General features: G+C 34.1%; 11 protein-coding genes. 2 read left to right on the top strand and 9 right to left on the bottom strand.

All coding sequences use genetic code 11. The features are described 5' to 3' along the window. Positions 1-64 precede the first annotated feature (64 nt). Positions 65-493 carry a late competence development ComFB family protein gene (locus tag F6K23_RS02090; protein ID WP_293150046.1) on the bottom strand — a complete coding sequence of 143 codons (429 nt, stop codon included), beginning with the start codon at positions 491-493 and terminating at the stop codon, positions 65-67. Positions 494-727: 234 nt separating this feature from the next. Further along, positions 728-1,120, bottom strand: a complete 393-nt coding sequence (gene dndE, locus F6K23_RS02085; protein WP_293150044.1) for a DNA sulfur modification protein DndE — start codon at positions 1,118-1,120, stop codon at positions 728-730. Between the two features lie 1,875 nt (positions 1,121-2,995). On the opposite strand from dndE, the gene F6K23_RS02080 reads away from it, so the two are divergent. Then, entirely contained in the window at positions 2,996-4,729 is a 1,734-nt protein-coding gene (locus F6K23_RS02080; protein WP_293150042.1) for a hypothetical protein, read from the top strand. A gap of 349 nt (positions 4,730-5,078) precedes the next feature. On the opposite strand, the gene F6K23_RS02075 is transcribed toward F6K23_RS02080, so the two are convergent. From F6K23_RS02075 to ftsH3, 7 genes are all read right to left on the bottom strand, one after another. Beyond that, positions 5,079-5,774 carry a hypothetical protein gene (locus F6K23_RS02075; RefSeq protein WP_293150040.1) on the bottom strand — a complete coding sequence of 232 codons (696 nt, stop codon included), beginning with the start codon at positions 5,772-5,774 and terminating at the stop codon, positions 5,079-5,081. Between the two features lie 5 nt (positions 5,775-5,779). Next, the gene (locus tag F6K23_RS02070) at positions 5,780-6,175 is read right to left on the bottom strand and encodes a hypothetical protein (protein ID WP_293150038.1); all 396 of its coding nucleotides are present in this window, start codon (positions 6,173-6,175) and stop codon (positions 5,780-5,782) included. A 261-nt stretch (positions 6,176-6,436) separates the two neighbouring features. After that, complete coding sequence (locus F6K23_RS02065) at positions 6,437-6,997, bottom strand: hypothetical protein (protein WP_293150036.1); 561 nt, start codon at positions 6,995-6,997, stop codon at positions 6,437-6,439. A gap of 540 nt (positions 6,998-7,537) precedes the next feature. Further along, on the bottom strand, positions 7,538-8,143 hold the full coding sequence (locus F6K23_RS02060) for a hypothetical protein (protein WP_293150034.1): 606 nt from the start codon (positions 8,141-8,143) through the stop codon (positions 7,538-7,540). Between the two features lie 200 nt (positions 8,144-8,343). Then, positions 8,344-8,469: a hypothetical protein gene (locus tag F6K23_RS02055; protein WP_293150032.1), complete on the bottom strand. Its 126-nt coding sequence runs from the start codon at positions 8,467-8,469 to the stop codon at positions 8,344-8,346. Positions 8,470-9,082: 613 nt separating this feature from the next. Then, complete coding sequence (locus tag F6K23_RS02050) at positions 9,083-9,307, bottom strand: hypothetical protein (protein WP_293150030.1); 225 nt, start codon at positions 9,305-9,307, stop codon at positions 9,083-9,085. A 140-nt stretch (positions 9,308-9,447) separates the two neighbouring features. Continuing rightward, a complete protein-coding gene (gene ftsH3, locus F6K23_RS02045; protein WP_293150028.1) occupies positions 9,448-11,289 on the bottom strand; it encodes an ATP-dependent zinc metalloprotease FtsH3 in 1,842 nt (613 codons plus the stop codon). 1,266 nt (positions 11,290-12,555) lie between these two features. Between ftsH3 and F6K23_RS02040 the strand changes: the two genes are divergently transcribed. Beyond that, entirely contained in the window at positions 12,556-13,404 is an 849-nt protein-coding gene (locus F6K23_RS02040) for a hypothetical protein (RefSeq protein ID WP_293150026.1), read from the top strand. Positions 13,405-13,579: the final 175 nt, after the last annotated feature.

The raw sequence follows: 13,579 nt of genomic DNA, 5'->3' as shown, positions 1-13,579 counted from the left end.
ATTTAAGAAAAAAATTGGCTAAATGGCTAATGGTTAAGTTGGTAATAGCCATTTCAAAATATACTTATTTTCTAGAACTCCCTAAGCGATAGTACTGACTATGCTTCCAATTATAATTTTTACTGCTTTCTTTATTTTCTGCCGTAGATCCTCCTGCTTTTGTTATTGAGGAGGATACTTTTTTGGTTTCATCTCTAAATAGAGGAGTTGAGCTTTTTAACAAGTCTCTTTGTACTGCTGCAAAAGCATGACGTACTACTACCACAATCTCCTTTCTATAATCTTCTTCTGCTTTTTTTGTTTGAAACTTCCAGCCTTCCTGACTAGAAGCATATAAGGGTGGGAGGCGATTCAGTGCATAAGTTTCTACATCAGCTCGCTTAATATATTTCGCTAACTTTTGAGGTAATAAGGTAATTTGGCGATTTACTTCCTGTGCTACCATATCTTCCATGACATTTAGATATTTCTTTTTAGAGTTAGCCTGAATCATTGCATATCTCCTTTTTATTGTTCCAATATTTATTATTTAACCTACCTAGCTGTTGTACCTCAAACTTTAGGATAAGAATGCTTCTATACTATTAACTTAGTTAACTTAGTTTATGACTTGATTGACTCAACTTCTATTATTTATTTACAATTTGATGTAACAATTTAGTTACATAAATCATAGTTGCTCTCCATAACAAGAGATACCTAAACATTTAATGTTTAGAGTTAAAATTTAGTCGAGAGAAGGAATCACAGTTACGATTAAGTCTTCTATCCTTTTGATATTTGGGTTACCAGCTAAATATCCAATACCTCGATGCAAGTGTAGGCGAAACTGAGTGGCCAAAGTTTCCCTTTCTATGCCTATTCGATCATTATAACAACGTTGCTTTAGAGCCAATAAAAAGATGTCAGAAAATTCTCCACCGAAAATTCTCCATGTTAATTCTAAATTACTATCAGCAGGGGTTGGTACTGGAGAGGGAATGCTTGATTCTGCTAAAGAGCAACAAAATGCCCAACGACAAAGAATATTCCATTGGTCTATTTTGGTATTACGCTTCAGCTTAGTTAACTGATCTTTGGCTGTTTGAGAAAGTCGTATTCTTTCAATTGGTGGCTCCATTAAAGGTCTTAAAGCTGCTGATTAAGTAAATGTTATTAGTCTGATTATATCACAATAAATTTTTATGATAGACCTGGCGTTGGCTATACAGTATGGTGTGGAAAATTGCATATAACTTAATCGAGTTATCGTTAGTTATAATCAACAGATTTTTTACTAGGGCGTTTCATCAACAAATTAGGTAGTGCTAAACAAGTAATTATTTTTCTTGTGTATCTTCGTAATGGGACTTATACCATTTCTCAAAAACTTTTCTACATTTTCTTGAGTAGAGGAGTAGGGGAGTAGGGGAGTGTAGGAGAATTCATTAATTGATAATGGATAATTGATAATTGATAATTGATAATTACCTCGGGTTTTAACCGTTACGGAATTGAATATCAGGAGATATTATTTCTTTTCTTGGTCGATTGGATATGGCGAGGTCTCCTCGCCATCCCTCGACCGCTTTTTTTCCCCTATCCAAGGGGAGGCTTCAAGGCGCGAATTATTTAATTATTAATTATTAATTATTAATTATTCGGTAAACATAAGAATAATTAACATTAACTTGACTCAAATTAACAAAAAAATTATTTTACCTGTGTTAATTACTTAATGGCTGAAGTTTTACCTAAGTATAGCATTACTTTTAGGAATTGGTATTACATGCTCGTATAGTCATAAAATAGTCTCAAATATATACAGGTATAGAGTTTGACGTCAAAAAGTATAATTCTTTGACTACCAAGGGTTCCAGGCATTTTTAGGGCATTGACATAATTCCCTTATGCAGAGAGACTTTTCCTGTGGAATGCTGGGCAAATAGGCTTTTTTTGACTAGAAAATGTGTAATTACCACTAATAATTCAAGGAATTTAGCTACTAATATTATTACATATTTAGAACTGCTAAAAATTAAATTTATTACATTTTTATATATATTTTTTAAATTGAAATTATGCTGGTTTTTTTTGATTTTAAATGTTTTAAATTGATCATAATAATATTTGTAATATCTTCCAATCAATCAATCTTTTTGAATTGAATTTTACTATTATAATTATACCTATCAATAATCAGACAAACCTAGTTTTTTATAAAAGCTTGATCAAGCAATTAATACCTTCAAAAATTAATAATTAATAATGAATAATGAATAATTACCTCTCCTTGAAAAGAAGAGGATTGACTAATAATTATTTTTTTTTATTATCCCCTTAAAAGGGGAGGCTTTAAACCACAATTTTTCGGTAATAATATAGCGTTTTTAACCTTTTTAAAGTATAGCCTTTGTATTTTTATTCTGCTAAAATTCCTAGGATAATGTTCTCTGAAAACCAGAATATTGTAACTTACCAGTATGATAATTTTTATAGTGGAAGTTATACAAAATAGAGTTATAAAATAGTCTCAAATCTATACAGACACAGGCTTTAATGTCAAAAAAAAATAAATCCTTAATTACCGAATAATTAATAATTAATAATTAAATAATTCTGGTTTAAAACCTCCCTTTTTAAAGGGAAAAAAGCTGTCGTTAGCGTTTGCGATAGCATTCCGTAAGGAAAGCTTCCCGTAGGGTGGGATGGCGCCATTCGGAGCGGCTCTGATAAGAGCGGGTCTCGGAGCCATATCCAATCGACCAAGAAAAGAAATAATATTTCCTGATATTCAATTCCGTAACGGTTAAAACCCGAAGTAATTATCAATTATCCGTTATCAATTATCAATTAATGAACAAGGGTTCTAGGCATTTTTATGGCATTGACGTAATTCCCTTATATAGACTGAGTATCAGCCATTTTTCGACCATAAAATGTTTAAGTCCCAATAGTATAAACAATTATTTTAAATATCTGTTAAAATCTGCCTATTCAATCAATTTTTGATTATATGTTAATGACAAATATACATAATTTTTTAACTGCTCCTATAGATAAAAAATCTCGTAAAAGGGTTATATTTTGGTTTAATCTCAGCATGACTTTTGCTACAATTTATGCTTTGATGGCACTGAAAAAAGCTTTTGCTAGTGGTCTGAGCGTGCAAGATGATGCTAGACAACATATTTTTTGGATGCAGCGTTTTTTTAATCCAGATTTATTTCCTAATGATTTAATTGCTGATTATTTTCAGTCAGTAGCTCCAGCAGGATATACTTTACTTTATAAAAGTGCAGCAATTATAGGAATTAACCCTTTTATTTTTGCTAAAATTATTCCTTTTATTTTGGGTTTAATTTGTACTTACTATATTTTTCAAATCTGTTTAGAGATATTACCAGTTCCAATGGCAGGATTTATTGCTGCTTTGGTAATGAATCAGGCTATTTGGATGAAAGATGATGTTGCTTCTGCTACGCCTAGAGCATTTGTTTATCCATTTTTTCTGGCTTTTTTATATTATTTACTCCGAGGTTCGTTGGTCAAAATGGGAATAGCGATCGCTCTGGTGGGATTATTTTATCCTCAGTATGTATTTATTGCTTCTGGGATGCTAATTTTGCAATTAATTTACTGGAAAAATGGGAGGTTTCAATTATCATCAGAAAAACGGAATTTTCTATTTTGCGGAGTTGGTTTAAGTACGGCATTTTTTGTTTTATTGCCCTACGCTTTAAGTTCTTCAGAATTCGGACCTGCTATTAGTCGAGAAGCAGCAATGAAATTAAGAGAATTTTATCCAAATGGGAGGAGTACTTTTTTTCACGTTCACCCAAAAGATTTTTGGTTAACTGGCAAACGTAGTGGAATGTTTCCCAAGTCTTTATTTACTCCAGCGACTCAATGTGCAGGATTATTATTGCCGTTTTTATTGACTTTTAAATCTGCTTTTCCTTTAATCAGAAATGTTACTAATAGAATTTGGTTGTTGGTACATCTATTATTGTCATCTTTGGCAATGTTTTTTATTGCTCATGCCTTACTTTTTCGGTTACATCTTCCGAGTAGATATACAGGATTAAGTTTCCGCATAATTATTGCTTTAGCAACGGCGATCGCTCTGACTTTAATTATTGATGCTTTGTTTAATTGGGCAGAAAATAGAGAAAAGTCTCCTGTTAAATTTCAGGGTATTATTTCTTTAGTTTTAACAGGTTTGATTATGGTGTCTCTGGTGTTATATCCTGCTTTTGTTAAAGGTTTTCCTTTGGTTAAATATAAAGTTGGCAGAGCTACAGATTTATATAGATTTTTTCAAGCACAACCTGAAGATATTCTGATTGCTTCTTTGGAGGAAGAGGCAAATTTATTACCTACATTTGCTCAACGTTCTATTTTGTTGGGTAGGGAATATGCTATTCCTTATCAAGTTGGTTATTATAGTCAATTTAGGCAACGAACTATAGATTTAATTGTTGCTCAATATAGTTCAGATTTAACAGATGTGAAAAATTTTATTCAAAAGTATGGAATTGATTTTTGGATGTTACATCGTGGTAGTTTTACTCCGGAATATATTGAGGATAATAGTTGGTTAATGCAATATGAATCTGCACAGGAAGCGGTGACTTTTTTGCAGTTAGGATATATTCCTGCTTTGGCAACAACTATATCTATTTGTACTGTTTTTGAGAATGATAGTTTGTTTGTTTTGGATGCTAATTGTATTTTGGGGAAGGAATAAGAAGGAAGAAGGAAGAAGGAAGAAGGAAGAGGGAGTAAATATTGAAAAAAAGTACAGAGTCCAGTAGGGTCTATTCGCAAAGCGTAACTGAGCGAAATACTTGGGATAGAAATATTTGGGAATAGAAATATTTAGAGACGGTGCGTTACATTTCATTAACGCACTACAAGATGGCTTACTACTCACAATGCTTAATATCTTTTATAGCAATTCCCAAAAAGCGTGAGGTACAGGCATTCGTTTGTTGCGCGGGAATAGGGAATAGGGAACAGGGAAAAGAAATCAAGATAGGTGTACCTCATTACCCTGAGAAACGCTATATCATTTTTAATGAAAAAAAGCTAACTAACTACTCTAACTTTTGCAAAATAGAACCTTCAACAAGTTCAGAATTATCATCAGACCTATAATAAAGTCTTAAAGAATCATCTTCAAATTTAATCACAAGTGACCTTTTTTCCTCACAAGCTTCTATTTGTTCAGTTCGATTATATTCTGTAGAGTCACTGGTAAAAGTATTACCATTTATTTCACCAGTATAACGATAATTAAGTGTACCATATTTTGATTTCAAAGAATGCACAACTAAATTTAATTGTGGCAGATAAACTATTGTCTGTTCTCCTTCAATTATTTCAAAATTATTACTGTTACACCCACCATAAAAATATTTACTTGTAAAATTACCAGTATAATATCCAGTGTATTGATTTTGTTTTAATACTGCATTTAATTCTCGCCTTAATCGATTAGCTTGATTCTGAAACTTTTCACTATTTTCAATAGCCTCATTTCTTTCAGACATGAGTCGAGAATTTGCTGAAGTTAATTCTGAATTCTGTTGCTGAAGCTGCTGATTATTTTCATTTAATCTAGAAACTTCTCTCTCTAAATTATCCCTCTTATTTATTAGTACAGAACTCCGAGAATTAAAAATCAGTGCATAAATCACAAAAACCACCAACAAAAGTCCTAATGAAGACAAAGAAATGTCAGACATTAACTCAAAAATTGAAGCTTCTTTATATTTTCTATTTATTATCATTTTTCCTACATTTTTGTCACAACAACCCAACCAATAAAAATTCCAACTATCAGTAAAGCAGTTACTACAGCTACTAATCTATTTAACACCCGTTCAATTGTTTGACTAGATTTTATCAAATTTGAATTTAGTGTATTCATTAAACTTCTTGTTTTTTCCACAGAAGTTTGCGCTTCTATTTGACTGACTCTAAAATTAATTTTTTCCACTGCTTCATTCATACTAAGAGTGTATTGTTTTAACAATTCTTCAATTTGGACAGCAGAATTGATAAAATGCCTCAAATTTTGATGAGCTTGATTAAGATTATTTGTCTCTCTAGACCAAATTTGATTTTGTAAATAAGGAATGACTTCCAATTCAGTTTTTTGTCTAATATTATCGATTAAATCTTCAATCAAATTTGTAGTTGAATGACTAATAATTTTCAGAAAAAATCCTCCTAATATAGCTCCAGCTAAAGTTGTAACAAATGCACTAGTGCTGCTACGCGGAAGTTAAAAGTCAAAATTCATGCATCGAGTGCTAATTGGCGAGGTGTCCTACGGGGCGCCTACTGTGCGGAAGTAATTCCGCACACAGCCCCTCCAGAATGTAAGACGCATATCTGACAGTCAATCATTTTTGATTTGTAATTGTTTTGGGATTTTGTAACTGGTCAGTTATTTCCGCCATCCTGCACTAGACATTCCAGAGAGAGCATCGTTCAATCCTATAAGTGGAGAGTTGGTATTATCAAAATTTTCTCCTAAACTACTCATGGCTTCAGAAAGACCGCTCATTGCTGTAGTTAAACCAAGAATAGTTCCAATCATTCCTAAAGTAATCATTAGGTTCGAGAATAATCCTACCCAACTTTCTTTTCTGAGTAGTTTATTTTCGATGAGACTGAGGGAAAAGTCTTGTTCTAAAGAGAGTTTATTTTCAGAAGCTTGCTGTAAATTTTTAATATGTTCTCTAAATAAACCTTCTGCATTTAAACCTTCTAAATTTTTTATATATCTAAATTGAACAAGGATATTCAAGGTATTAATTGCATTAATTATTAGGGCAACAAAAAATAATCCTAAGATTATCCAAGTAACTCCTGCCTTGTCTGCATAATAATTTTTGGCACTATTTTCTGAGGAAAAATACCAGCTTAAAAATCCGTAGACACTGATGATAATTATCAACAAAAATAAACACCATAATCTAATATATTTGCCACTTTTTTTTGACACTGAATTTTCTCCTATTTGAGATATTTAATTGAATAAAAAAGTTTGACTATATATCTTTGGAAATTAGAACTCAGAATTCAGGAGTCAGAAGCTAAAGAAGGAATGAGTCTGAAACAAGTAGTATTTATTGCCCTAAAAACTTGGTATTAGATACACAGTTACAGGACAGTCAAAAATAGTACTATTTTTGATAAATAATATGACTATTGTAATTATAGACCTATACTAAGTCTCCATTCAATTTTGAGAATTGATATTATTTTATTCGTAAGCATTCAGCTATTAGCAGTCAGCTATCAGCAATTAGTAATTATTCATTACTTCTGAGGTTTAGGAAGGGGACTTTAACAGTAACTTTTATTCTGTCTCAATTTCTCAATTATTTTTACCTTCCTCAAAATTAATAGCTGTTAACCCAGTTCCTCCGCAGGAGGCTAGCTAATAGCTGACGGCTGAATGCTTACTTTTATTCAAATACATCAAAAATACTGGTAAGAAAATCTAGCGATGAACTATTCAAGAATTTTGTTGCTCTAAATATTATCGAAATGGTTGCAAAATAATTCCTAAAATTTTATCAACTTCTTTGACATAATATTCCCCTGCATCTATACGAACAATTTTTCCTTCAAGTGTTAAAAACTTCCAATTTGTTCCAGTTGTAACTGCACCATAAATAACCTTAACTGAATTGTCATATCGCTGATTAAATAATTGCGCTCCGAGCATACTAGCAACACATTGTCCTAACCCACGAATAATATTTTCATTCTTAGCTTCAACAATGATGATAACTGGAGCTGTAATGAAATATTGTTCAGAGGAAAAACTGAGCAAAAAATCACAATATCCCTGTAATCCTAATTCTGCTTCTACATTAAATTCTGTTCCTGAAAAAAGACTAATTCGATAATTTAATTGCCGTCTCACATCAGCTAAAATTTGAGAAATTAATAATTCTGAACGAGCTTTCTCTGTATTAATAGCCGTTGCCAATGGAATATATTCTCGCAAGATAGTTGTGAGAATTTCAGAAGGTTTAACTGGTTGAATTTGAGCGAATAAATCTTGATTTTCTTCTAGAGTTAATTCAAAATTTGTCTTAGCTATTTCCAATGTGAATTTACTGTAAGAAAGATTGCTCATATAAGATAAGTCAAAAGTCAAAAGTCAAAAATCAAAAGAAATCTCTGACTGAGTGGTAATTTCCTAAGCTATGCTTCGACGAATATAATTATTACTGAATTACAGGGCAACTACGGTTAGATTGCCCCTACATTTTTATTCCTTAATTATGGAATACCCGATACTCTAATTATCAATGTCGCTTCTAGTGCAGGACTTCCTTATAAACGGGCAAATAAACCACCACTACCAAACTCACTATTACTGCCATTTTGGTTGTCAAACAAATTGCCTTTGGTCTGATTGTAAACAATTGAGCCAGAAAATTTAGTTGAATAAAAAGTCATGCGTATAGACGAACAACCCCATTTAAGCCTTATGATATCAGAATTTTTGTGAGAATGCAACGGAAATTCCTTTGAGGCGCGAGGAGCTTCATACAATGAAAATATTGGTGATTTTCCACTCAATAGCTATGGATGGAAAGATTCGATCAGGGAAAAATAAGTATTTTTAGGTAGCTCTCACAAGATGAAAATATTTCTGGTATTGCTCCTGGGAAAAAATTCCTGAATAGTTGATCGCTTCTGAGCAAGGAAATTTAGTTGAATAAAAAGTCATGCGTATAGGCGAACGACCTCATTTAACCCTTATGATATCAGAATTTTTGTGAGAATGCAACGGAAATTCCTTTGAGGCGCGAGGAGCTCATAAGAATGAAGTATTGGTGATTTTCCACTCAATTGCCATGGATGGAAAGATTTGATCGGGGAAAAGTAAGTATCCTGAGCTTCATACAATGAAAATCTTGGTGGTATTGCTTCTGGGAGAAAAATCCTGAATAGTCGATCACTTCTGAGCAAGGAAATTTAGTTGAATAAAAAGTCATGCGTATAGGCGAGCGACCTCATTTAACCCTTATGATATCAGAATTTTTGTGAGAATGCAACGGAAATTCCTTTAAGTCCCTGGAGCTTCATACAATGAAAATCTTGGTGGCATTGCTCCTGGGAAAAAATTCCTGAATAGTTCATCGCCTAGAGCAACAGTTAACACATTTCCTGAAGCACCAAACCAGAGGAGATGAATAGTAAAATTTCCAACTATTGCGTATAGAGTAACAGTTGACACATTTTCTGAAGCACCAAACCAGAGGAGATGAATAGTTAGCGAAGCATAACGCACTAACCAAAATATTTGAGACAGAAATATTTGACAGAGGTGGTGCGTTACATTTCATTAACGCACCCTACTGCACTGACAAACTACTGGACTCTTAATCCGTACATCCGTGCCATAATCCGTGTGAGCTACAAGATGGCTGACTAAATCAAAGCAGCCATCTTCACATCATTAGTAGCCAACAACTCCTGTAACTCATCAGAGTCTACAGTCTCCTTGTCAACCAACATCTCGGCCAACTTATCCAAAACATGACGGTTACCTACTAAAACTTCCTTCGCGCGACGATAAGCTTGCTCTACCAAATTGCGCACCTCATCATCAATAGCAGCAGCAGTTTCCTCAGAAAAATCACGCTCCGCCATAATATCCCTACCTAAGAACATATTGCCGTTCTGACGACCAAGAGCAACTGGACCAAGGCGATCGCTCATGCCAAACCGAGTCACCATTTGCCTTGCCACACGAGCGACCTGCTGTAAATCGTTAGAAGCACCAGTAGTCACCTCTTCATCACCAAAAATAATCTCCTCAGCAAGGCGACCACCCAAAGCTACAGCCATCTGATTTTGTAGATAAGCACGGGAGTACAAACCAGAGTCCATCCGGTCTTCACTAGGAGTAAACCAAGTCAAACCACCAGCACGACCGCGAGGAATAATACTAATTTTCTGCACTGGGTCATAATCAGGCATCAACGCTCCGACTAAAGCATGACCAGCTTCGTGATATGCTACAAGTTCCTTGCGCTTCTCGCTCATTACTCGGTCTTTCTTTTCTGGACCTGCTAATACCCGGTCAATAGCATCATTAACTTCGTCCATAGAGATTTCAGTTAAGTTGCGACGAGCTGCCAGAATAGCTCCTTCATTTAATAGGTTAGACAAATCTGCTCCAGTAAATCCAGGAGTTCGACGAGCAATTTTTTCTAGGTCTACATCTTTAGAGAGACTCTTACCACGAGCATGAACATTGAGAATTTCTAGACGACCTGCATAGTCAGGACGGTCTACTACTACTTGACGGTCAAAACGACCAGGTCGGAGTAGGGCAGCATCTAGAACGTCTGGGCGGTTAGTAGCTGCAATAATAATGATACCTGTATTGCCTTCAAAACCATCCATTTCGGTAAGTAGCTGGTTGAGGGTTTGTTCCCTTTCATCATTACCACCACCTAAACCAGCACCTCTTTGACGACCCACCGCATCAATTTCATCTATAAATACGATGCAGGGAGCGTTAGATTTTGCTTGTTCAAATAGGTCGCGGACGCGGGAAGCACCTACACCTACAAACATTTCTACAAATTCTGAACCGGAGATGGAGAAGAATGGTACTCCTGCTTCTCCAGCTACTGCTTTTGCTAATAGGGTTTTACCTGTTCCCGGAGGACCTACTAATAATACTCCTTTGGGAATTTTTGCGCCTACTGCTGTGAAGCGATCGGCATTTTTGAGGAAGTCTACTACTTCTGTTAGTTCTAGTTTTGCTTGTTCGATACCTGCTACGTCGCCGAATGTGACTTGGGTTTGGGGTTCCATTTGGACTCTTGCTTTGGATTTGCCAAAGTTCATTGCTTGGCTACCAGGTCCACTTTGGGCACGACGTAGTAGGAAAAATAGTCCCACTAATAATAGGACGGGGAAGAATAAACTACTTAATGCTCTAACCCAGAAACCTTCTTCGCTTTGGGGGAGTACGGAAATGTCTACGTTGTTTTTGGTGAGGATGTTTATTAGGTCGGGGTCGTTGGGTAGGTTAACGCGGACTATACTACCGTCGGCGACTTTGACTCGTGCTGCTGTACGGTCGGCGCTGATACTTACTCTGTCTACGTTTTTGGTTTCTACCTGCTGAATAAATTGACTATATTTCCAGGTTTCGTTGGTTTGGGGTTGTTGATCGAAGAATGCTGTTGCTAAGGCGATGACTACTATTGCTAATAGGGCATATAGGCCAGCATTTCTCCACCTTTTATTATTCACTGGGGTTGCTCCTTCTTATCTTTTTATACTATTGGGACTATTTTTTGATCCAGGTATATTAACTTATGTTAACTGATTTCTAATATAATATCACAGTAGTTGAAAGTCAAAAGTCAAAAGTCAAAAGTCAAAAGTTAGAAATTAGAAAGTCAAAATTAAAAGTCAAAATTAAAAGTCAAAATTAGAAATTAAAAGTCAATCATTTTTGATTTGCAATTGTTTGAGGATTTTTTCATTAATGGATAATGGATAATTACCTCGGGTTTTAACCGTTACGGAATTGAATATCAGGAAATATTATTTCTTCTCTTGGTCGATTGGATATGGTTAGGAAACCCATCCATCCCACCCTTTGAGAAGCTCGGAAGATCGACCGCTTTTTTCTCCTTAAAAGGGTAGGTTTTAAACCAGAATTATTTAATTATTAATTATTAATTATTCGGTAACTGGTCAGTTATTTATGCCATCCTGCACTAGGCAAGTATTGATATAGTAGTCCTTTTTTCGTTGTCAGATATTGTAGATTTTGAAGGAATAGGGAAGAGCAAAATTAGTTATTATTAATAGACATCTCCTCTAAAAGAGGGAACAGGGAGAAAGAATTGATGAATTAGAGTGGGATAGTTGATTTGATTTTTTATTATTTGGAGATGTCTAATTATTAATTTTTTTTAGGCGATCAGGTTTTGGGAGTTAGGGAAGTACTCAGACCTATTAAATATAGTTTTTCTATTGTTTATTTATTGTTTATTGTCAAAGTAATTAGGACTTACCGAGCAAATATAAAAGCATTTACAGATAAAAGTTTTAGCCTTTAAGGAGGGAAAAAAAGTGCAACTTTTTAAACTTAAGTGACCAAAAAGTTAGGATTTTGAGCTAACTATGGCAAAAAAATAAAGGGATAAATATATCCGACTACCTCCTCTAAATTCCTCTTTCCTCCTGTTTGCGGAGCATTCCGTAGGAAATTATGACTCCTGAGTTCTGACTTCAACCCCTACCAAAATACTTTTTCAGCAAACCCTAATCAATAACTTAATTGTAGATATTTTCAAAAGTTTGAGATAATTAATATATACTGTATGAAATTATTCATAACTTAGGCAAAGAGACTATGTATATCAATGTCATAAGTATAGAGAATAAAAACTAGAACGTTAGAGATATTTAGTATTGATAATTCATGGATTATTTAGGTGATGATTATTTTTGATTTTTCTGAATAAGGAGGCTTATTTGTAGTTGATAGTTAAGGAGGTCAAGTTGATGATTAATTTTGGCGATACTATTGCTTTAAATAAAAAAGCGCAATTTTATTACAATCAAGGAAAATTCAAGGAAGCGATCGCCTGGTGCTATGAAGTTATTAAAGGTCAACCAGATTTTGTGGAAGTATATGAAATTCTGGGAAGTTTTTTGCAGTTGAATGGGGATATAAATGCTGCTGTTCGTGCTTATATTAAAGCAACAGAAATTTTGCTTGATAATGGTTCAGTTTATAGTCGGTTAGACCGCTGTTTATTTGATGAGTATGGTAGTCAAATTTTTCAGTTAGTTAATGATAATCCTGGTCAAATGTCTTTTCAAGAATATGCTTATATTACTAATGTGATTGGGGGGAAAGTACCTGGTAATTTTCTAATCTTTGGAGTTGGTAAGGATAGTTTACTTTGGTTGGGGGTAAATAGAGGTGGAAAAACTGTATTTTTGGAGGATGATAAAGATTGGTTGAATCAAGTAAAAGTTGGTTGTGAAAATTATATTGAGGCTTATTTGGTTGAGTATGGTACGAGAGTTTATTTATGGAAAAGTTTACTGGAAGAATATAGTCAAGGAAATGATTGTTTATGGATGGTATTACCTGAGAAAGTTTTATTTACAAAATGGGATTTTATTTTGGTAGATGCACCAGCAGGATATTCTGAGGAGAAACCAGGGAGAATGAAGAGTATTTATATGGCAGCTAAACTAGCTATGGAAAGTGGTAATACTGATATATTTATTCATGATTGTGACCGTGAAGTGGAAGATATTTATAGTGATTATTTTTTTGACAAAGGATATTTAATTAATCAAGTTCATAAGCTCAAGCACTATTCTTTGAAAAGGTATTAGGTGGTAGGTTTTAGGTTTTAGGTTTTAGGTTTTAGGTATGAGAAATAAAAAGTGAATATTTTTCAATTCCATTCAGCATCTATATTTTGCTGTAACAATCTTGATTGAATTTGGTATTAATTATTCTCAGGTATTAGGTATTAGGTGTGAGGTATTAGGTGTTAGGTGTTAGGTA

It is taken from the genome of Okeania sp. SIO2C9 (assembly GCF_010672455.1).
GTDB lineage: Bacteria > Cyanobacteriota > Cyanobacteriia > Cyanobacteriales > Microcoleaceae > Okeania.
Note: the sequence above shows the minus strand (reverse complement) of the source record. Positions and strands in the feature narration are given on the sequence as shown.